At 40.0% G+C, this 20,050-nt stretch carries 22 protein-coding genes; 13 read left to right on the forward strand and 9 right to left on the reverse strand.

Translation table 11 applies throughout. The features are described from left to right. The first annotated feature begins 310 nt into the window (after positions 1-310). From QL229_RS05490 to QL229_RS05530, 9 genes are all read left to right on the forward strand, one after another. Entirely contained in the window at positions 311-733 is a 423-nt protein-coding gene (locus QL229_RS05490) for a hypothetical protein (protein ID WP_045979600.1), read from the forward strand. Between the two features lie 297 nt (positions 734-1,030). Then, positions 1,031-1,444 (forward strand): MerR family transcriptional regulator, encoded by a 414-nt coding sequence (locus tag QL229_RS05495; RefSeq protein WP_045979599.1) that lies wholly within the window; start codon positions 1,031-1,033, stop codon positions 1,442-1,444. A 101-nt stretch (positions 1,445-1,545) separates the two neighbouring features. Next, positions 1,546-3,789, forward strand: a complete 2,244-nt coding sequence (locus tag QL229_RS05500; protein WP_045979598.1) for a heavy metal translocating P-type ATPase — start codon at positions 1,546-1,548, stop codon at positions 3,787-3,789. Between the two features lie 11 nt (positions 3,790-3,800). Continuing rightward, positions 3,801-4,154 (forward strand): cupredoxin domain-containing protein, encoded by a 354-nt coding sequence (locus QL229_RS05505; protein WP_045979597.1) that lies wholly within the window; start codon positions 3,801-3,803, stop codon positions 4,152-4,154. A 9-nt stretch (positions 4,155-4,163) separates the two neighbouring features. Then, on the forward strand, positions 4,164-4,499 hold the full coding sequence (locus QL229_RS05510) for a DUF2933 domain-containing protein (protein ID WP_016708242.1): 336 nt from the start codon (positions 4,164-4,166) through the stop codon (positions 4,497-4,499). Further along, complete coding sequence (locus tag QL229_RS05515; protein WP_281546535.1) at positions 4,492-5,157, forward strand: isoprenylcysteine carboxylmethyltransferase family protein; 666 nt, start codon at positions 4,492-4,494, stop codon at positions 5,155-5,157. Before QL229_RS05510 ends, QL229_RS05515 begins: the two co-directional genes overlap by 8 nt. Next, the gene (locus QL229_RS05520) at positions 5,141-5,563 is read left to right on the forward strand and encodes a hypothetical protein (protein WP_062566152.1); all 423 of its coding nucleotides are present in this window, start codon (positions 5,141-5,143) and stop codon (positions 5,561-5,563) included. The genes QL229_RS05515 and QL229_RS05520 overlap by 17 nt, the downstream gene beginning before the upstream one ends. Positions 5,564-5,573: 10 nt before the next feature. Beyond that, positions 5,574-5,945, forward strand: coding sequence for a hypothetical protein (locus QL229_RS05525; protein ID WP_019677951.1), 372 nt, complete (start codon positions 5,574-5,576; stop codon positions 5,943-5,945). A gap of 50 nt (positions 5,946-5,995) precedes the next feature. Further along, complete coding sequence (locus tag QL229_RS05530; protein ID WP_062566151.1) at positions 5,996-6,346, forward strand: hypothetical protein; 351 nt, start codon at positions 5,996-5,998, stop codon at positions 6,344-6,346. A 216-nt stretch (positions 6,347-6,562) separates the two neighbouring features. On the opposite strand, the gene QL229_RS05535 is transcribed toward QL229_RS05530, so the two are convergent. Both QL229_RS05535 and QL229_RS05540 read right to left on the reverse strand, forming a co-directional pair. Then, positions 6,563-7,294 carry a glutaredoxin gene (locus QL229_RS05535; RefSeq protein WP_016708238.1) on the reverse strand — a complete coding sequence of 244 codons (732 nt, stop codon included), beginning with the start codon at positions 7,292-7,294 and terminating at the stop codon, positions 6,563-6,565. A gap of 1 nt (position 7,295) precedes the next feature. Then, on the reverse strand, positions 7,296-7,817 hold the full coding sequence (locus QL229_RS05540; RefSeq protein WP_008109672.1) for a DUF305 domain-containing protein: 522 nt from the start codon (positions 7,815-7,817) through the stop codon (positions 7,296-7,298). Between the two features lie 874 nt (positions 7,818-8,691). Here QL229_RS05540 and QL229_RS05545 point away from each other — a divergent pair. Then, positions 8,692-8,832 (forward strand): cupredoxin domain-containing protein, encoded by a 141-nt coding sequence (locus QL229_RS05545; protein ID WP_229677580.1) that lies wholly within the window; start codon positions 8,692-8,694, stop codon positions 8,830-8,832. Between the two features lie 91 nt (positions 8,833-8,923). Here QL229_RS05545 and QL229_RS05550 read toward each other — a convergent pair whose 3' ends face one another. The 7 genes from QL229_RS05550 to QL229_RS05580 all read right to left on the reverse strand — a co-directional run bounded on the left by QL229_RS05550 (position 8,924) and on the right by QL229_RS05580 (position 17,098). Next, entirely contained in the window at positions 8,924-12,034 is a 3,111-nt protein-coding gene (locus QL229_RS05550) for a CusA/CzcA family heavy metal efflux RND transporter (RefSeq protein ID WP_016708236.1), read from the reverse strand. A 54-nt stretch (positions 12,035-12,088) separates the two neighbouring features. Further along, positions 12,089-13,003 carry an efflux RND transporter periplasmic adaptor subunit gene (locus QL229_RS05555; RefSeq protein ID WP_016708235.1) on the reverse strand — a complete coding sequence of 305 codons (915 nt, stop codon included), beginning with the start codon at positions 13,001-13,003 and terminating at the stop codon, positions 12,089-12,091. A gap of 2 nt (positions 13,004-13,005) precedes the next feature. After that, positions 13,006-14,334 (reverse strand): TolC family protein, encoded by a 1,329-nt coding sequence (locus QL229_RS05560; protein WP_029216105.1) that lies wholly within the window; start codon positions 14,332-14,334, stop codon positions 13,006-13,008. A 69-nt stretch (positions 14,335-14,403) separates the two neighbouring features. Further along, on the reverse strand, positions 14,404-14,766 hold the full coding sequence (locus QL229_RS05565; protein WP_016708233.1) for a hypothetical protein: 363 nt from the start codon (positions 14,764-14,766) through the stop codon (positions 14,404-14,406). Positions 14,767-14,811: 45 nt separating this feature from the next. After that, positions 14,812-15,711 carry a cation diffusion facilitator family transporter gene (locus QL229_RS05570; protein ID WP_016708232.1) on the reverse strand — a complete coding sequence of 300 codons (900 nt, stop codon included), beginning with the start codon at positions 15,709-15,711 and terminating at the stop codon, positions 14,812-14,814. Beyond that, the gene (locus QL229_RS05575) at positions 15,704-16,432 is read right to left on the reverse strand and encodes a transglutaminase family protein (RefSeq protein ID WP_016708231.1); all 729 of its coding nucleotides are present in this window, start codon (positions 16,430-16,432) and stop codon (positions 15,704-15,706) included. The genes QL229_RS05570 and QL229_RS05575 overlap by 8 nt, the downstream gene beginning before the upstream one ends. Before the next feature lie 12 nt (positions 16,433-16,444). After that, positions 16,445-17,098, reverse strand: coding sequence for a cation transporter (locus QL229_RS05580; protein ID WP_016708230.1), 654 nt, complete (start codon positions 17,096-17,098; stop codon positions 16,445-16,447). Positions 17,099-17,180: 82 nt separating this feature from the next. Here QL229_RS05580 and cadR point away from each other — a divergent pair, with 82 nt between their 5' ends. The 3 genes from cadR (at position 17,181) to QL229_RS05595 (ending at position 20,049) form a co-directional block, all read left to right on the forward strand. Then, positions 17,181-17,570, forward strand: a complete 390-nt coding sequence (cadR, locus tag QL229_RS05585; protein ID WP_016708229.1) for a Cd(II)/Pb(II)-responsive transcriptional regulator — start codon at positions 17,181-17,183, stop codon at positions 17,568-17,570. 131 nt (positions 17,571-17,701) lie between these two features. Next, positions 17,702-18,277 (forward strand): recombinase family protein, encoded by a 576-nt coding sequence (locus tag QL229_RS05590; RefSeq protein ID WP_062566150.1) that lies wholly within the window; start codon positions 17,702-17,704, stop codon positions 18,275-18,277. An 11-nt stretch (positions 18,278-18,288) separates the two neighbouring features. Next, positions 18,289-20,049 carry a P-loop NTPase fold protein gene (locus QL229_RS05595; RefSeq protein WP_281546536.1) on the forward strand — a complete coding sequence of 587 codons (1,761 nt, stop codon included), beginning with the start codon at positions 18,289-18,291 and terminating at the stop codon, positions 20,047-20,049. Position 20,050 lies beyond the last annotated feature (1 nt).

Genomic DNA, 20,050 nt, shown 5'->3' on the forward strand with positions numbered 1-20,050 from the left:
TTTGATGAACGGGAATTGGGTGTGCTCGGGATAGAACCGATTGTTGCAAAGTACTGCGCTTAAAGCTGAACAATTGGAAAAATGATCCCTTACTCAATACCTAGTTATGAGCGTAGGGTTTTTATTTTTTTTATGGTGCTCATGCTTGGCTTCAATCTCATGAGTATAAATCAGACACCCCTTTTATACTTGTTAAGTTTAAGCTGTTTAAAAAAGTAAAAAGTTTAGGTTTTAGTTCAAAGGTTGATCAAGATCATAAAATTATTTTTATAAAGTGGCTAGTATTGTAGGAGCTAAAGAAGGAATGATAATGTTTGGACTTTTCAGGTGGTTTAAAATAGTGATAATAACTGTGTTGCTTACGCAGCATAGTTTTGCTACAGCTAAGCCAATGAATTGTGAAGAACATCAAAATGGATCTTCCGACACGCATATTATGCAACGAAGCAAAAATATTCACCATCAATCAATGAATGACAATAGTCACTATCACACTGTAAACTCGCAAGACTCTAAACACCGTCATGGTGATGAAGTCTGTGAAAAATGTAAAGCTAGTGATTGTGTTTGTTGTGAGGGGGGATTTTGTTCAAGCTTTCATTTAAATCCCTATCTTGTGCAAGCGCAAGAGGAAGGTATTTGCAATATTTACTCTGAGCTATTTCTACAGCGTACACCTCTACCAAAATCTGGTATCCATCTCTTACTTTATCGTCCACCAATTATTGGCTAATCACGGGATCAGTGCGTCTTTTTTTCGCCACTCCCATCAAAAATAGAATGACTTATTCATTGATTTAAATAATCAATTGTTTTGAACGATTAGTACGATATTTTGAAGGCACTATGAAAATTCTCAAACTATTGCCATTTACAGTACTTAATGCTGTCGATTTTGGCCGAGATTTCTCTTTTACCAAAAAATTATTTTTTAGCTTATTCACTAGAATTAGTACTTGACCTGTGTCTTAGACACAGGTCTAAGCTGTAGGTGAGAGTACAAACTTAGGTGAAAAACTAAGGAGTAAATATGAAAGTAGCAGAACTGTCAAAAAGCCTTGGAACGACTGCTGATACGGTGCGCTATTACACGCGATTGGGACTGTTAAAACCTGCTAAGTCAGTGAACGGCTACAAGTCATACTCGAATAAAGAAGTATCGAGACTTAAGTTCATTTTAAGTGCCAGAAATCTTGGTTTTTCCGTTGCTGATATCAAGCAAATTCTTAATGAATCTGAAGATGGTACAAGTGCGTGCCCATTAGTCAGAAGCCTCATCAAAGAGCGGCTTGAAGAAACAGAAAAACAGTTTCAAGCAATGTTGGCACTTCGAGGGAAAATGTCTTCAGCGCTTTCTCAATGGGAAGAAATGGAAGACAAAGCGCCGACTGCAAACATGGTTTGTCATCTCATCGAAAACTTTGAACAAATTAAAAAGGCATAGGAGGAAAAATGGTAACTACTAATACAAATATAGAAACCGAATCAGGCTGTTGCTGTCAGGCAAAAACTCAATCCTCTTCGTGTAAAAGTAAGGAGAATACGTTGGAAAAAACATCACAAAGCCAACAGCTCATCATTGAAGGCGCTGGGTGTGCTAGCTGTGTAGGCAAAATTGAAGGGGCGTTAAAGGCAACTCATGGAGTCGTCAGTGCAGAAATGAATTTTGCTGATAGGACTGTAACAGTTTCTGGGACAGCTAAGACAGAAGAATTGATCAAAGCTGTTGAGTCAGTGGGGTATAACGCGAAGCCAATTGATGATAGCTCAGCAACAGATGCGCTTGACGAGAAAGAGGCGGCGGATTGGGCATATTACAAAAAGCTAATGCGCGATACGTTTATTGCCCTTTCACTCGGCGTTCCTTTGATGATCTACAGCATTGTAGTTGGAGAAATGACAGTTGAAACAAACCTTGAACGCATGTCTTGGCTGGTTGTCGGTATTTTAACTTTTGGTGTTATGTATTTTTCAGGTAAGCATTTTTATGTTGGCGCTTGGAAAAGCTTTAAAAACCACTCCGCTAATATGGACACACTAATAGCTTTGGGAACAGGTACAGCTTGGGTGTACTCAATGGTTGTTGTGTTTGCACCTGACGCCGTTCCATTGATGGCACGACATGTCTATTTTGAAGCTACCGCCATGATCATTGGCTTAATTGATTTAGGTCTAGCATTAGAAATAAAAGCCAGAGGTAAAACCTCTGAGGCCATTAAACGTCTTATCGGCTTGCAGGCCAAAACGGCAACTGTAGTTCGTGATAATAAAGAGGTTCAGATAGGTATCGAACAGGTTTTGCTTCATGATGTTGTGAAAGTAAAGCCGGGTGAAAAAATTCCCGTAGATGGCGTTGTATTGGAAGGACACACCTCTATTGATGAGTCCATGCTGACAGGCGAACCTATGCCTGTTGAAAAAGCCGAAGAAGATGAGGTTGTCGCTGGTACTTTGAACAAATCAGGCATGATTTTATTTAGAGCGACACGCGTTGGTAAAGACACGGCGCTTGCACAGATCATCAATATGGTGAAACGAGCGCAAAATTCAAAACCGCCGATTGGCCGCTTGGCCGATGTTATTTCCGCCTATTTCGTTCCTGTAGTCATGATCATCTCGGTGTTAAGTGCGTTAGCATGGCTTAACTTTGGCCCTGAGCCAGCAATTGCTTTTGCTATCGTATCAGCAACTACTGTGCTTATTATTGCCTGCCCGTGTGCTTTAGGCTTGGCAACGCCTATGTCTGTCATGGTGGGAGTAGGAAAAGCAGCAGAAGCCGGAGTACTTATTCGCAACGGTGAGGCACTGCAAACCGCCTCTAAAATCACTGCCATGATTTTAGATAAAACGGGCACTATTACTGAAGGGGCACCTAAGGTAACCGATATTGTTTTAGCAAAAGCTACTGACGAAAAAGACGTACTACAGCTTGCAGCAAGTTTAGAAAGCGGCTCAGAGCACCCTTTAGCGCAAGCGATTGTTGAAAGTGCTTTAGATAAGGATATTGAGTTACTAAAAATTGAATCGTTTAATGCTATTACGGGTTTTGGTGTAGAAGCAAACTGTAACAATAAAGTCCTGCTTTTTGGTAACGATAAACTAATGAAGTTAAAAGGCATAGACCTCACAGGCTTTGTTGGAAAAGCCCAGTCTTTAGCCAAAGAAGCCAAAACACCTATGTACTTTGCTGTAGATGGTGAACTTGCCGCAATCATTGCTGTCGCAGATCCCATTAAGTCAGACTCAATCTCTGCTATCAAACGGCTTCAGGCTAATGGTATACGCGTCATCATGTTAACAGGTGATAACAAGGAAACCGCTGCCGCTGTTGCCAAAAAAGCAGGTATTAGCGAATTTCTTGCTGAGGTGCTGCCAGAAGATAAAGCCAACAAGGTGAAAGAGCTACAAGGCAGTGGCGAAATTGTTGGTATGACAGGAGATGGCATCAACGATGCTCCTGCGCTAGCGTTAGCCGATGTTGGCTTCGCCATAGGCACAGGGACTGATGTAGCTATCGAAAGTGCTGACATTACCCTAATGCGTGGTTCACTTCATGGCCTTGCCGATGCCATAGCGGTAAGCAAAGCTACTTTACGAAATATCAAACAAAACTTGTTTGGCGCGTTTGTCTATAACGTAGCTGGGATTCCTTTTGCTGCGGGGGTTCTATATCCCTTCTTTGGCATTCTGCTTAGCCCTGTAATTGCAGGTGCTGCAATGGCGTTTTCGTCATTGACTGTGGTGTCAAATGCAAATCGACTTCGCTTTTTTAAAGCAAAAGAGCATTAAGGAGAAGAGCGATGATGTTAATTAACTTATTAGGCTTAATGTTAATCGCGCTGATTGTTTGGTGGTTTTGGCTATATAAACCCAATAAAACAATCGTTCAAGGTAATGAAGTACTCATTGAAGTGAGGGATGGCGTGTATTCCCCATCCTCAATTCAGGTGTCTGCTAGCCAACCTGTTACCTTGAAGTTTATACGCAAAGATCAATCCCCCTGCGCTGAAACAATGCTTATTCCTTCATTGGATATAAGCGAACAGCTTAAGTTAAATGAAATTACTCAAATTACCTTATTAAACTTGTCACCGGGAGAGCATGAGTTTCACTGTCAGATGCAAATGTATCGCGGTGTCTTAAAAGTCGTTTAGGAGGGCAATATGAAAAATCAACACCCTAATTTTTGGTCAACACCTACAGGCTGGGCTGCACTGGCACTTATTGCCGCAGTGACCTACTTCTTAGTGCTTGAGCATGGTCAACATACGCTGCAATTTCTTCCCTACTTGATTTTATTGCTATGCCCCTTGATGCACGTATTTATGCATGGCAGTCATGGTAAACATGGTCACGATCATTCACATGCGCCTGATGAAAAAAAGGAAGAGAGCTTTCAAGAACTCACGGATAAAAATGCAGCCTATCGCGATGGCTACATACAAGGCTTAGAAAAGGCACGTAAGGAATCACATAAAAAGGAGAGCAGTGATGAATGAAACATATGATTATGGCTTATGGTCAATGGTGATACTGAACTCAGCAATTTTTATCTTTTTTGCCTTTAGTTTTGTCAAACCAAAAACATCAACTGATTGGAGAAGTCTAAGCGCGTTCTCTGCCTTTATTGTTGCCCTATTTACTGAAATGTATGGCTTTCCTTTAACTATCTATTTTCTGTCGGGGTGGCTGACGGAGACCTATCCAGAAGTAAATTTCTTTGCGCATGAAAATGGGCATTTATTACATACTTTCTTTGGATTTCAAGGTGATGCCCATTGGGACCCATTTCATATAGTGAGTATGGTGTTTATTGTTGCAGGTTTCTTTATGTTGTCTTCAGCATGGAATGTATTGCATCACGCGCAAAAACATCATCAATTGGCTACAACTGGATGGTATGCAAGATGTCGCCACCCACAGTATGTAGCTTTCATTCTAATCATGTTCGGCTTTTTATTGCAGTGGCCGACAATCCCAACACTTGCGATGTTTCCGATCTTAGTCGTTGTTTACGTCAAGCTAGCGAAACGCGAAGAAGCACAGGCGATTACTGAATTTGGTTCGGAGTACCACAGGTATATGGAATCGACACCAAGTTGGATCCCAAGTTTTAATAAAAGTGTAGAAGGTAAAAATCATGAAAACGTTAACTAAATCAATTTTATTTATTAGTTCACTACTGATAACCACTAGCTCATTTGCCCAAAACAATGAGCATAAACATGAAGGTGCGAACAAAGCTGATATGCATCAAGGCATGACAATACCACATGAGAACATGGGAGAAATGCATAAAAAAATGATGGAAATGAAAAAGGAAGTCCATGCCATTAAAACTGAAAAAGATCCTGACAAGCAACAGCAGATGATGGTTGAACATCACCGTTCAATGATGAAGATGATGCAATCCATGCACAAAAATATGGAAGAAATGCCAATGCATCAACAAATCAAGATGACTGAACATCATTTAGAAATGATGGAGAACATGATGCCGCAGATGAACCGGAAAATGGAAGAAATGAAAGATAGCAATCAACAGCATTCACACAAACATTAGGAGAAAAATTATGAGCGATTTAGATCATAGAGTTGGCGTTAGAGAGCAAAATTTAGTTGTTCGAAATCTAAAGCTTAGCAATGTCACAGAAGAAAGCTGTGACGAGTTAGTAAAAGAAATAGATCAGCTTTTTGGTATAGATGAAGTTAGTTACAACATCAAAGAAGGTGAAATACACCTTGCCTATGATGCCGCAAACGTAAGCCTTGATGGGATTGAGGAGGTAATCCGTAAGTATGGCGCAGATGTTCATGATGATTGGTGGACACATACTAAAGAAAGTTACTATAAATTTGTTGATCAGAACATCAAAGATAACTCTGTTCATAAGCCTTGGAGTTGTCATCAAGCACCTTCGGGGGCTGGCCGGAAAAACAAATGAATTCATAAAAAAGTGTATAGATAATTAGTTAGTCAAATGAGGTAACAGTGATGAAAACACCCTATATAAAAGCTCTTTTATTGCTTACATTCGGTTTATATTTAGTGGGTTGTTCTAATACCACTTTTTATCATAAATACATGATGAGAGGTCAGGTAGTAGAAAGTTCTGATAATCGAACTCTAATCTGTATTGGTGCTAAGCATGGCGCAGAGGTTGGGCAAAAATACAGTGTTATTAGATTCCATGAAAGAATAGTATTGAGTGAAGGTGACGATCCCTACACTATCGAAAAGGTAGGAACGGTACAAATTACTAAAATTGTGAATGATCATTTCGCAACTGTAAAGCTAGTGTCTGGTGACATTGCAGCGAAAGATATGGTGGAACTTGAAAACTAATAAAGTGGTGGCGAAAGCCACCACAAGAGCATAACAATAAAACTTAATGAAAAAGCTTTAGTGTTATTTTGTACAACCTTTGAGATTGTTTGCTCAGTTCTGGTTATCTTGATGCCAGTACGACAGAAAAAATGTTACATATGGATTAGAAAGGTGTGGGCTGGCATCCTAGGTCTAATCTTAACAGTTAAGGAGCCGCCGAATAGAGCTATACCTTTACATCAGCAGCATAATCAATGCTCCCGCGATCATAAATAAGTTTTCAGATAGCGATACAAATCCAAGTGGCACACTACTATCGCCGCCTACACAGGCACACTTTAACTGGCGTTTGTCAATGTAAACGGCTTTGAAAACTGAAATTGCTCCAACTGTGCCGATAAACAATGAAAATGGTGCCACTGCGAGAGGCTGTAGTTGGGCAACCATACCAATACCTGCATATGCTTCAATGAAGGGATAAATATAACCATATCTTATCCATCTCATCGCTAGTAAATCATAAGTAATAAACGAATTTGTGAAACTGTATAGGTCTTTCAGTTTTTGCACCGCTAAGAGCGTCATTGAAAAAGCTATAAATAGCATCAGTGTTCTGATGGAGATAAATGAGCCGGAAGCAAAATGTTGAGATGCGACAGCAAGAAGTGCAGCTATCGAGAAAATGGCTACAACTGGCGTGTAGGTTGTGCCAGTTTGACCTGCTTCATCTTTACCAAAATACTCTCTTAAGTCATCGTATCCTCCGACACGCTTTCCTTCAATAAAGGTTTGTGGCGTAGTTTTGACATCATGCTTATCTTTGAAGTCATCAGCTTGTTGTCTTGACGTGAGCTTATGATCTTCTACATCATACCCTTGCCTCTCCAGCAAATCTTTCGACCTTAAACCATAGGGGCAGATATGTTCGTCAGTGACCATTCTGTACAGGGTAGCTGTCTTAGTCATCTTAGTCTCCTTTGTTCAGTGTGCCTTCAAACTTTGGGAGCGGTCGTTGCTCAGCCTGAGCTTGTGAGCTGACCTTTCCATTTTCAGAAATATCCTTAATCAGCCATTCCATTTCTTTTATTTCTTTTCGTTGGGCTTTAATAATACCATTTGCCAATTCACGCACGCGTACATCCTCCAAAGTTGAATGCTCACTAGTAAGAATAGCAATGGAGTGATGAGGAATCATCGCTTTCATGTAGGCAGTGTCAGAAATTGTGCTTTGAGAGCGAACAAGATAAAGACATATGGCGAACAGTATTGTCGCCAATAGAAAAATAGCCATGTTGAGCTTCTTGTTACTGTACATGCCAAGCATAAAGGCCAGCATGATCATTGCCATACCTGCTCCCATATACAACGCCATATAGATACGCGTTTCACTAAACCATATATGTGATACTGCGTAAGTGTTGAGATACATCATGACAAACATAGCAATGGTTGAGGTGATGATCATTGCAGCAAATCTTGAGTATTTCATAAGTAATCCTTACATTGATAGTGTAAATATTTCCCACTGTTAGCCTATTATTCTCTACATGTGGTCATGTTCTCGAAAAATTGCAAGTAATGAGCCAGTATCAATAAGAGTATTTGTAATACGATTGACTCAATTTCAGCGCAATTATTGTGAATCAGTACTAATCTACACATTTCGGTGTAAGAGTTTATGGGCAAAAAATCTTCTTTGAAGGAGATCAAATCAGCTTATATTTAGAGTTTGAGTTTTGAACTTGTGATAGACACAGGCGGAATTGGCTTTAGTTAACAATCTAATGTGGGAACTCAAAGTACTACAAGCTGAGCTTCAACAAATGTAAGCTCGTGTACAAGTGAAGACACAGTTAAAGCATGTGGAAGAATTAATCTTGATAGTTAGAGTTGTCATTTATTTCACTTTTTAAATGAACGAATATTGATCTTTTATCTCGTTCATGTCCGAAAGCTAAAAGTTTCCTACACATGAAAGTGGTTTTGCAAGAGTATCTACTAGAGAACAAGATTTGAATGCTCAACTGTTCAGTTGGGCTATTATGGTTGTAAAAAAATATTATAAGGCAATGTGTCTGGTACTTCGGTTAGAAATGAAAAAAGTTAAAGAAGCTAATCGATTTCATCAGGTAGGGTGATGAGGTAATAGTTACTCGCCTTGATCGGCTAGGCCGATCATTAAAGTCTATTCTTGAGGACATTGAAAGTACTCACAAACGGGGCGATTGTTCAAAGATTATTAATGGTTCTGTCAGTACAAAAAATGATAATCCGTTTACCAGTTTCATTCATAATCTGCGCAATTAGCAATAATGACGTGCGTTCATAACGGTCATAAAGAGCAATCCCCCTGCGCTGAAATAATGCTTATTCCTTCATTGGATATAAGCGAACAGCTTAAGTTAAATGAAATTACTCAAATTACCTTATTAAACTTGTCACAGGGAGAGCATGAGTTTCATTGTCAGATACAAATGTATCGCGGCGTCTTAAAAGTAATTTAGTTTTAAATAGGTCTTTTTACACACCTGAACGAGCAAAAGTAACTTAACAAAAGGCTTCTCGAAAACATTACGAGAAGCCTCTAAATTAAAGTTAAGATTTGTATTTACTGTAAACAATTCTATATAGAACAGGCAAAACAACTAAAGTAAGTAAAGTAGAGGAAATAATCCCTCCAATTACCACCGTTGCTAATGGCCTCTGAACTTCAGCCCCAGTTCCGACGTTTAATGCCATAGGAATGAAACCTAAGCTAGCAACCAAAGCGGTCATTAATACAGGGCGAAGCCTGATAGTTGCACCTTCGATAATTGAGTTTATTAGCTCTCCTGTTTCAAGTAATCGCTGTTTAATGAATGACAGCATCACCAGTCCATTTAATACAGCTATCCCTGAAAGAGCGATAAATCCAACAGCAGCAGAAATTGAAAGAGGCATGTCTCTTAACCACAAAGCCAATACGCCGCCTGTAAGTGCTAAAGGCACACCACTAAATATGATCAGGGCATCTTTTATTGAACTAAATGCTATGACAAGCAGTGTCAAAATTACAAACAATGTGGCAGGTACTACGATGGATAATCTTTGCGTTGCACTCTCAAGTTGCTCAAATGTTCCGCCGTACTCAAGCCAATAACCAGCAGGCAATTCAACATTTTGTTGAATTTTTTGCTGTGCCTCTTGTACGAATGAGCCTAGATCTCGGTTTCTAACATTTGCTGTAATTACAATTCGTCGCTTACCATTTTCTCGGCTTATTTGACTTGGAACTGTCGTATAATTTAACTCTGCAACTTCGCTTACAGGTACAAACTCACCACTTTCTGTCGCGATTGGCAAATTACCTAGCTGATCAAGGTTGGCTCTCAACAGCTCAGGATATCTAACTACAATTTCAAATCGACGATCACCTTCGAATATTAACCCTGCGCCTTCACCTGACACGACTGTTTTTAACCAAGACTGTAAGTCGCTTGCATCCAACCCGTATAGCGCTAATGCTTCAGGCTTGGGGTTAACGGTAAAGATAGGCACGTCATCAACTTGTTCGAGCCGCGCATCAGCAACACCTGAAATTGTATTGAGTGTAGCCAAAACTTCTTGTGCAGAAATGACAAGTTGGGATAGATCATCACCGTAGAGCTTAATCCCTAAATCAGCTCTTACTCCGCTAATTAATTCGTTAAATCGCATCTGAATTGGTTGAGTAAACTCATAATTATTGCCGGGAATAGAGCTGAGATCTTTTTCCAGCCTTTCAACAAAATCCTCTTTCGTTAAATTAGGGTCGGGCCATTGCTCTCTCGGCTTTAATATCAGAAAAGTATCAGTCACATTTGGCGGCATCGCGTCTGTCGCAACTTCTGCTGTGCCCGTTTTTGAAAACACCGTAACAACTTCATCATATTTCATAATTTGTTGTTCAAGTACCTTCTGCATTTCTACAGCTTGGTCAATACCCGTGCCCGGAATACGCATCGCGTGCAGTGCAATGTCACCTTCATTAAGTTGAGGAACAAATTCAGATCCTAATTTACTACCAAGTAATATGCTAAATGTCACAAGTAAAGCAGCGCCGCAAACAACTAGCCAACGTAGTTTTAAAGCCCACTTCAAAACAGGACTATAAACTGACTTAGCGCCGACAATTACTGGACTTTCTTTTTCGCTGATTTTGCCTTTCAAGAATAAAGCAACCGCAGCGGGGACTAGCGTGAAGGTAAATACCATTGCAGACAATAGAGCGATTATCACCGTTGCGGCCATCGGATGAAACATTTTGCCCTCGACACCCGATAAGGTAAACAAAGGTAAATAGACAATCGTTATGATCAATACGCCAAAAACACTAGGTCGTATAACCTCATTGGTAGCAGAATAAACAATGTCTAGGCGTTCTTTCAGGGAAATGACAGAACTATTTCGTTTTTGGCTTTCTGCTAACCGCCTAATGCAGTTCTCAACGATTATTACCGCGCCATCGACAATCAATCCAAAATCTAAGGCTCCCAGACTCATTAAATTCGCAGAGACTTTGCTTTGAACCATGCCCGTGATTGTTGCCAACATTGCCAAAGGAATTACTGCGGCGGTAATCAAAGCGGCGCGTATGTTACCCAGTAATAGGAACAATACGAAGATAACCAGTAATGCACCTTCAATAAGATTTTTCTGTACGGTGCTAATTGCTTTATCAACCAGAGTTGTCCTGTCATATAAGGGAACTATGGACACGCCTTGAGGTAAACTGTTTTGGATTTCACTAAGCTTGTCACCAACAGCCAATGCCACCGAGCGTGAATTTTCTCCTACCAGCATCATTGCGGTGCCAATCACACTTTCCTTGCCTTCCAGTGATGCAGCTCCTGTCCTTAGCTCTTTTCCTATCGCAACTTCGGCGACATCTTTAACTTTTACAAGTGTGCCGTCGTCGCTTTTTATAATGACGTTTTGGATGTCTTGAATAGATTGCAACTGAGCTTGTGAACGAACAAGAATTTGCTGTCCGCTTCTTTCGATGAATCCAGCCCCTTGATTTGCATTATTTCGCATTATTGCATTTGATAGTGCTTCACTGGTAATACCGAAGTGCAACATCCTTAACGGATCGGGATTGATATGGTATTGCTTTTTATAGCCACCAATTGCATTGATTTCCGTAATCCCTTTAACCAATGCAAGTTGTGGTTTCACTACCCAGTCATGGATCTCCCTTAACGCCATCGCATCATAGGGTAAGCCATTATTCTGCTTTGCACTTTCGTCGGCAGTTATACTGTACATGTATATTTCACCGAGGCCCGTAGCAATTGGTCCCATTTCTGGTTCAATGCCAAACGGTAGTTGCTCCTTAATTGCGCTAAGTCGCTCATTGATTAGGTTTCTGGCAAAATACAAATCTGTGCCTTCTTCAAACACAACAGTCACTTGCGACAGGCCATATCGAGAAAGTGAACGGGTATAATCCAGCTTAGGTAAACCTGCCAAGCCCGTTTCGACGATAAACGTAATCCGTTGCTCTGTTTCCAAAGGTGAATAACCTTGAGCCTGCGTGTTTATTTGTACCTGTACATTGGTTATATCTGGCACAGCGTCAATAGGTAGCTTCTGATAGTTCCATATTCCTAAAGCGATGATAAACAAGGCCATAAGCAACATAGTACCACGTCTACGGATAGATAATTCTAGTATCCAAGCGATCATATTTTCACCTCGATAATACTGAAGCCAATATGTAGAGGACAAAAAGGTCGGAGATTAGTGTTCATGTCCAGCCTCCGATTTTTTTAGATCAGCAACTAGCAGATAACTGTTCTTTACAACCACACTTTCGCCGACGTTCAAACCGTCGATGATAGCAATATTGATAGCGTCTGAAGCGCCAGTTTTTACGGCGCTAGGGTGGTATTCATTGCCTTCTTTAATAAAAACAACATCTTTGCCTTCAAACTCTTGAATGGCTCCTTTTGGCACAACAACTGGAGCAGAGTGTTGACTGGTCGTAACCGCACCTTTAATTACAGTGCCAAGCGGCCACTTGTTGGTTTTGTTATCCAATTTTACAAATGCCAATGAGTATGGCTTGTCGTTTAGTGATGGTGTTAAATAGCTAATTTGCGCACTTTGATTAAATTCAGTGCTATGAATTAGCACCTGCTGGTTAGCGTTAACCTTACTTAGCTGAGTAGGAAACACTGATAGTTGTGCCCAAACCACGTCAAAATTGGCTATTGTCAGCAAGTTTTCACCATTTGTAAGCTCGCCAATATTGGCTTGCCTAGCGACTATACGCCCAGACATTGGTGCTTTTATCGAATATTGATTTAAGCTCTCATTGGATTCAATCACTACCAACGTTTCACCTTTTTTGACCTCTTCGCCGAGATTGACTTTTACTTCCTTAATAACACCATCGAATCTAGCGTTAACGTGCGCAAGTGAGGCAGGATCGGCAACGATTTTTCCATATACAACTTCTTCGTTATGAATAACACCGCTAGTTGCTGCTACTGTTTCAATGCTGTTTTGTTTAGCCATCTCAACAGACATAGAGACTATTTCATCTTTGTGTTCTTCACTGGCTGAGGTCGTGATGGAGGTGAAACCAATTACAGCAACAAGCATTAATTTGAAAAGGCTGATTGGTGAATTTAATATATTTTTCTTTTTCATGATTAATTCTCAATAAAGCTTGAAAGTTGGCTTTCTGTATTGCCGGAAGAAATTAATGGAATGCCTGATAAGGACTCAATGGAGGCGCTTTGTTTGTGAACCTCACTTGCGGCAAAAATAAGCGCATATTGCATCTCAATAAGCTCTTTTTGAACTGAAACTAGCTCTAAATAACTAAAGCGCCCGTCCGAATAGGCTTTTTGCACTAATGACAAAGCACTTTCTTGAGGCGGAATAATACTGGTTTGTAAGGTTTCAACCGTAAGGCGAGCCTCTTCCTGAGCCGCATAAAATGTCGCTAATTGGCTGTAAATTGCTCGCTCACTGGCTTTCCGTTGCTGCTCAACTTCATCGAGTTTTGCTTTTTGAGATTGATAGCTGCCTCTATTTCTATCACTCGTAAACAGAGGGACGCTAATTCCTGCAACCAACGCAGTCTCATTGCTACCTTCAAGTCTTTTCACACCTGCGCTCCACGTTATATTAGCGTGGCTTTGTGCGTTGATTGATTGTAATTGAGCTTGCTGAATTCTCGATTGCTCTGCATAAGCTAATATATGAGGACTTTGAGAAAGTTGAGCCATGATGTATTCGAGTGATATTGTTTTGGGAAGTGCAAATAAATCGCCTGATACACGAGAGAATTGCGGTGATTGTTCTCCCCACATAATAGCTAACTTACGAACACTGGCCTCTAACTGCTTGGAAATGGTTAGCGTCTTTAGTCGAGCTGTTGCTAAAGCTGCATCAGCTCGTTTTTGCTCTGATGACGGTGCCGAACCAACACGAACTTTTTTGGAGACAGTTTGATAGGTTTCTCGTGCTAGCTTTTCTGCATTTTCATTGACGAGCATGATTTGCTGTAACGTCAAAACATCGATATAGCGAGCTGCTACTTCACCCAAAATATCGAGTGTTTGTATTCTTTTTTCAACAGCTATTGCTTGCTGTTGGGCATTAACATAAAGCTTTCTGCTATTTACCTTATCTCCCAATTCCACCACGGAAGATATTGATAAGGTAAGTTCAGCGTCGCTGAATCCAGATACATCACCTGTACCTGCAAAGTTTTCCAATTCAGCGCTGACGTTATATTCAGGTTTTAACCCTGCGGTAGCTAACTCGCCGTCTAAACGCTTTTGTTTGTATTTAAAAGCTGTTAGCTGTGGGTTGTTTGCAAGTGTTCGTTGTATTGCCTCTGACAATGAAACTGAATCAACAGTTAAGTCATTTGCAAATACATTATTAGTTGTCACTAAAAACGACAACAGAAGCAACCGTTTTACTTTCTTCCAAGCAAGTACGGGGGCCTTAAAATAAGACATATTCATATTTTGTCCTGTTTATTTTATGAAACGAGCGTTGGCTTCACCGCCTAACGCGCCAATTAAATAAAAGGACTAACTTTTGGGAGGTCGAAGTAATCTGGAAGGGGGAGCTTCAATGACTACTTTTAAATAATCAAATACCTGACTTGATTTGAAATCAATGTCTCTACTGATGTAAACATGCGTAGCAAACTGTACATGCGAGCCATTGCAGTGTCCGCAATGATGACAATCAGCGGGGTTGTGTTGGTCATTATCTGCTGATGATTGTATTAATTTTTCAGAAGAAATGTGGTCATCTAAAGCATGAACATGCTCGGTTTTTATATGCTCGGAATCAACAATATGAACATCAGCAACTTTTGCCACAGCAGAAAATGACTGAAGTAATATCAGCACTATCATGATGTATGCAGGGAATTGTTTAATATTCATTTCGTTTCAACTATCTCTTAGTTATGCCAATGTTAACACTATCGTTTAGCTTGCGTCACGACATTGCTCGTCTATGAACTCTATTTCAATTGTTGTATGAGCAAAATCAAACTCTTTAAGCTCCTGTCGCAACTCTAGCTTGTACGATTTCAGCTCTTCGTTAGATATTTCAGTGTTTAAAACAATATGGGCGGTTAAAACGTTGTGTTCACCATCAAGTGACCAGATGTGTAAGTGATGTACTTCACCCACAATGGCTTTAGAAACTATTTTCGATTTAATATTTTCAATAAGATCAATATCTGGTGTCGCTTGCAAGAAGAGCATAAGTGTCGTTTTCAGTGTTCTTACAACATTAAATAAAATAAAAAGGGTAAACCCAATTGATAAAATAGGATCGAGTATGGGCCATTCAACAAACATCAATACGATTGATACAATAAATATAGCTATCCAACCTAAAACGTCTTCAAGCAAGTGCCAGTTTAAAACTCGTTCATTTAAGGTCTTTCCATGACTTAGCTTATAGGCAGCGTAACCGTTTACCACCATGCCAAAAATAGCTAATAAAAGCATTCCTTCGACTTGAGGCATTTCGGGGTTAGCTAATCTTGGTATGGCCTCAATTAGTATAAAAACAGAACCAACAGTTAATACCAAACCGTTAATCAATGCGCCAAGCAATGAAAAGCGCTTGTAACCATATGAAAACTGGCTAGAGGCAGGCTTGTTACTGAGCTTATTTAATCCCCATGCGGTGCCTATGGAGATGCTATCTCCTAAATCATGGATAGCATCTGCCATGATTGCCGTACTATTGGTTAACCAACCTCCGATAAATTCGATGATGGTAAACGTGAGGTTTAGAAAAAAAGCCCAGCCAATGCGTCTCGAAGCGTCCTCATCATTGTGAGGGTGATCATGACCGTGAGAGTGGTTATGCATGTTGAGCCTCGGCGGTTACATTTTTTCTTCTAAGCCTTTGTACATTCCAATTAATGATATGACGGATAAAGTTTTGGTACGCCCAACGTTTAATACCCGTTAGATTGGTTCCCTGCTCAGCATAGAATTCATCGGGTGAGTCATAAAAGCCAAAGTCGTCGTGTATGCCTTCTTTTTGAATATAAGTATCTTTACCAACCCAGTTCGTCTCTGGGTTACTTATGCAGGTAGTAGCTATTCCATAACCACAAAAATTATCTTTAGCTTGACTGAATTTGGATTGAATTGAACTTAGGTAAGCTTCGTCGAGAATGAAGCCTTCTAAATTGATCCACTTACCTTCATAGAGCACTTCTACCCAGCTATGGATAATGGATTTTGGGGCAAGCCAAAATACATAAGAAGGAATAGCGCCTTTCTGAAGCTGTTGGTCAATCGTGAAACCATGAAATCGGCACTGAATACCAAGCGCTCGGAATAGAGCCATTAACAAGTTTCCCTTGGTATTGCACTGTCCATAGCCATCCGCTAAAACTTCACTCGCAGATATATCATCGCTGCGGTTGTAACCAAACTGAATCTCATCTTTAACAAAGGTGTAAGCAGCTCCTATTGTGTTGTATTCATCCATTGTATTCCAATTCCGATCTGCTATTAGAGATTGGATGCTGTGATCATCTAAGTCTAATATTTGTGTTTTCTCTAAATAATTAGCACTCATTATCCATCTCCTTTAAGAACATGATTTTGATTTACTTCCACTACAGCTATTGTTTTCGCTTGTTAACTCTGCGTTGCTCAGCTCTTTCTTCGCATCAGTAATAATCAGGTAAGCCCCTCTTAAAATTAGGGTTGCAATCACACTACCAATCACAATGTCAGGCCAGCGAGAATCAAGTAGCATCACTAAAACACCAGCAGCAATGACCCCCAAGTTTGCGATCACATCGTTGGCTGAAAATATCCAGCTTGCACGCATATGGACTTCACCATTGCTTTGCATTCTGATTAAAACTAAACAAATGACGTTTGCTATTAATGCTACAAAACCAAAGCCGATCATGAACCAAGAGTGAGGCTCACCTTCTCCGAGTCTTCTTACTATGTCAAAGATTACCAGTATTCCGAGTGTCAGCTGAAAGTAACCGCTGATAAGGGCTGCATTGGCTTTATGCTTTAAAGATCGGCTCACGGCATATAGAGCAATACCATAGACAATTGCGTCAGCCAGCATATCCATTGAATCTGCTATCAAAGCCGTTGAGTTTGCATATAGGCCCACAGTAATCTCAACGCAGAACATAACCGCATTAATACCTAGCAACCAATACAGCACATGTTTTTGTTTCGCATCTTTTAGTTCGACTTCGCAACCACAACCACTCATTGCACGGCCTTAGTTATTTGCTTGATAACTTAACTATAAAGTCTATAGTGACTATAGAGTCAAGATTTAGGACTAAAGTTTTATGAAGATAGGTGAACTTTCAAAAACGACAGGGTGTTCGATACAAACAATTCGGTATTACGAGAAAGAAGGGTTGCTTTCAACTCCTGAACGTACTGAAGGGAATTACAGGTTATACGGTGAACGGGCTTTAAAAGAATTAGAGTTTATAAAGCATTGCCGAAGTTTGGATATCCCTCTAACAGATGTTAAACGCCTTATGGAACTGAAAAATAAGCCAGAAGAAAGCTGTGCAAGTGTTAATAAGCTCATTGCTCAACAATTGGCCTTAGTTAACAATCGAATGAGAGAACTCAAAGCACTAAAAGCTGAGCTTCAACAAATGGCAAGTTTGTGTACAACTGAAAACACCATTGAAGCGTGTGGAATAATTAAGTCACTTGATAGTTAGAATTGTCATTCATTTTCTATCCGTGTTGTGTACGAATAACTATATTTTATTACGTTCATGTACGAAATTTATTTAATGTACTTTCGTTCACTTGATTGTTAAGATGTACGAAAGTTACAGGTTTCGTACATATGAAAGTTGGTTTTGCAAGAGTCTCAACTAAAGAGCAAGATTTAAATATTCAACTGTCCAAGTTGGACGCTCATGGCTGTGAAAAAATATTTCAAGGAAAACAGTCAGGTGCTTCCATTAGAAATGAAGAAAAGCTAAAGGAACTCATCGATTTTATCAGGGAGGGTGATGAGGTAATTGTTACTCGCCTTGATCGGCTAGGCCGATCATTAAAGTCTATTCTTGAGGCTATTGAAAGTATCCACAAAAAGGGGGCTTGTTTAAATATTATCGACGGCTCTCTCAATACTAAAAATGATAATCCGTTTGCCACCGCCATGATCAACCTATGTGGAGTATTCGCTCAACTTGAGCGGGATCTTATAAAAGCCAGAACCGCAGAAGGTCGCGAAGAAGCGAAGGCTAAAGGCAAACATATGGGTAGGTTGCCTGCTTTATCAGACAAACAAGCGAAAGAATTATATAAAGATAAATTAAATGGTGAATCGATCTCTGCATTAGCGAAGAAATATTCTGTTAGCCGCCCGACGGTTCATCGAACTATTGAAAGAATGGAACAAAAAAATAATAAATAAAAGGAGATGTTATGTGGTCTGATAAAGAGTCAAAAATTGACTTCTTAAACTTTAATGAAACGGCTGAGTCGATTAAAGATCTTATCACTGAAAAGGAATTAATGCCTATTAGTATAGGTGTCTTTGGTGATTGGGGCGCTGGAAAATCCACGATTCTTGAACTTACCAAAGCATCTTTGGAAACTGATGAACAAGAATATATACAAGTGCATTTCGATGCATGGACTTTCCAAGGATACGATGACGCTAAAGCAGCGCTATTAGAAACAATTGCATCTACTTTAGTAAAAAAAGCAGCAGACGATAAAAATCTAAGTGCAAAAGCAATAGAGTTTGCTGGACGAATAGATAAGATCAGACTGATGGGACTGCTAATGGATGGTGGTGCAGCATTAGCTGGTATACCGACTATGGGTGGTATACAGAAGATCATGGGACTATTCAGTGGTGGTGACGATAGTGAACTTGATGTTGATGATGTAAAAGGTGCTGTCGATGGCGCTAAGGATGTTGCGAAGAAAAACAAAGGTTTGATCAAAGATAAGAAATCATTCTCACCTCCTAAAGAAATTAAAGAATTCCGAAAAGCATATTCTGATCTGTTAAAGGAGTTTGATAAGCCACTTATTGTCTATGTCGATAATTTAGATCGCTGCTCTCCATTTAATGCCATTTCAACACTTGAGGCGATCAGATTATTTCTATTTTTACCAAATACCGCATTTGTCATTGCCGCCGATGAAGACATGATCCGTTTGGCAGTACCTGAATATCACAAAGGTGCATCTCAACGACATCAAACTGATTATTTAGACAAGCTTATTCAAATTCCTGTGCATGTACCAAGGCCCGGTGTTCTTGAGATAAGGGCATATTTAATGATGCTCACCGCTCAAGACCACGGAGTGACAGATGCTCAGTTAGAAGCGATAAGATGTGCCCTTGAAGAATCATTAAGGCTTTCTTGGAAACAACCACAAATTACCGTTGATGAGCTTCTTCAGGATCACGATATCGAAAAGCATTCAGGACTCAGAAGCAAATTTGTAGTTGCTGAACAGTTAGCTCCACTATTAGCTGAATCCACAAACATTAACGGTAACCCTCGCATAGTTAAGCGATTACTCAATCAAGTTAAGATGAGAAAGAAAACGGCTCACCGTCGAGGAATGCAGCTTGACGAGAAAACTATCACTAAGCTGGTAATTTTTGAGAGGTGCTTAGGCACTCAGGCTACTAACAAGCTTTATGAATTAATTGATAAGGAAAACGGATATCCAAAAGTTTTAGCGGATCTCGAAAATTCAGAAGTTGAATTTGATGAAATAAAGTTACCTGAAGAGTGGAAACTCGACCTAGCTTTTATTGATAAATGGTCAAAATTACCTCCAATGTTTACTGAGATGGATTTGACCCCAGCGGCATACCTTAGCCGAGAAAGCATTCCAATGGGTGCTGTTAATGCGGTAATGTCGGGAGCTGCTCAAAAACTTGTAGAAGAATTAATGAAGCAAAAGGTAAGGGTCAGTGGCGTTAACTCTACTGCGATTACCACAACTCCGAAGGAAGAGTACATGTCAGTCATGGATGGTTTGATTGAAAACTTTAAGTTGATTGGTGATTGGACCGAAAAACCAACAGGCATCTATGGAGCCGTGTTACTTGCCAAGCAGGATGATAAATGTTGCTTAAGTCTTCTTACATTTTTAAAAAGCTTGCCTCGTCAAAGGTGGCTCAATCCAATCTTAAAAGAACTAGAGGGAATTAAGTAAT

It is taken from the genome of Pseudoalteromonas sp. PAR1 (assembly GCF_947311895.1).
GTDB classification, from domain to species: Bacteria; Pseudomonadota; Gammaproteobacteria; order Enterobacterales; family Alteromonadaceae; genus Pseudoalteromonas; species Pseudoalteromonas lipolytica_C.

Bases quoted from the DNA above. Each gene is read 5' to 3' on its own strand.
- QL229_RS05520 (WP_062566152.1), top strand. From the start codon at position 5,141: ATGAAAACGTTAACTAAATCAATTTTATTTATTAGTTCACTACTGATA.
- QL229_RS05565 (WP_016708233.1), bottom strand. From the start codon at position 14,766: ATGAATATTAAACAATTCCCTGCATACATCATGATAGTGCTGATATTA.
- QL229_RS05545 (WP_229677580.1), top strand. From the start codon at position 8,692: ATGCTTATTCCTTCATTGGATATAAGCGAACAGCTTAAGTTAAATGAA.
- QL229_RS05575 (WP_016708231.1), bottom strand. From the start codon at position 16,432: ATGAGTGCTAATTATTTAGAGAAAACACAAATATTAGACTTAGATGAT.
- QL229_RS05495 (WP_045979599.1), top strand. From the start codon at position 1,031: ATGAAAGTAGCAGAACTGTCAAAAAGCCTTGGAACGACTGCTGATACG.
- QL229_RS05570 (WP_016708232.1), bottom strand. From the start codon at position 15,711: ATGCATAACCACTCTCACGGTCATGATCACCCTCACAATGATGAGGAC.
- QL229_RS05595 (WP_281546536.1), top strand. From the start codon at position 18,289: ATGTGGTCTGATAAAGAGTCAAAAATTGACTTCTTAAACTTTAATGAA.
- QL229_RS05525 (WP_019677951.1), top strand. From the start codon at position 5,574: ATGAGCGATTTAGATCATAGAGTTGGCGTTAGAGAGCAAAATTTAGTT.
- QL229_RS05535 (WP_016708238.1), bottom strand. From the start codon at position 7,294: ATGACTAAGACAGCTACCCTGTACAGAATGGTCACTGACGAACATATC.
- QL229_RS05555 (WP_016708235.1), bottom strand. From the start codon at position 13,003: ATGAAAAAGAAAAATATATTAAATTCACCAATCAGCCTTTTCAAATTA.
- QL229_RS05505 (WP_045979597.1), top strand. From the start codon at position 3,801: ATGATGTTAATTAACTTATTAGGCTTAATGTTAATCGCGCTGATTGTT.
- QL229_RS05560 (WP_029216105.1), bottom strand. From the start codon at position 14,334: ATGAATATGTCTTATTTTAAGGCCCCCGTACTTGCTTGGAAGAAAGTA.
- QL229_RS05515 (WP_281546535.1), top strand. From the start codon at position 4,492: ATGAATGAAACATATGATTATGGCTTATGGTCAATGGTGATACTGAAC.
- QL229_RS05490 (WP_045979600.1), top strand. From the start codon at position 311: ATGTTTGGACTTTTCAGGTGGTTTAAAATAGTGATAATAACTGTGTTG.
- QL229_RS05590 (WP_062566150.1), top strand. From the start codon at position 17,702: ATGAAAGTTGGTTTTGCAAGAGTCTCAACTAAAGAGCAAGATTTAAAT.
- QL229_RS05580 (WP_016708230.1), bottom strand. From the start codon at position 17,098: ATGAGTGGTTGTGGTTGCGAAGTCGAACTAAAAGATGCGAAACAAAAA.
- QL229_RS05530 (WP_062566151.1), top strand. From the start codon at position 5,996: ATGAAAACACCCTATATAAAAGCTCTTTTATTGCTTACATTCGGTTTA.
- QL229_RS05540 (WP_008109672.1), bottom strand. From the start codon at position 7,817: ATGAAATACTCAAGATTTGCTGCAATGATCATCACCTCAACCATTGCT.
- QL229_RS05550 (WP_016708236.1), bottom strand. From the start codon at position 12,034: ATGATCGCTTGGATACTAGAATTATCTATCCGTAGACGTGGTACTATG.
- QL229_RS05510 (WP_016708242.1), top strand. From the start codon at position 4,164: ATGAAAAATCAACACCCTAATTTTTGGTCAACACCTACAGGCTGGGCT.
- cadR (WP_016708229.1), top strand. From the start codon at position 17,181: ATGAAGATAGGTGAACTTTCAAAAACGACAGGGTGTTCGATACAAACA.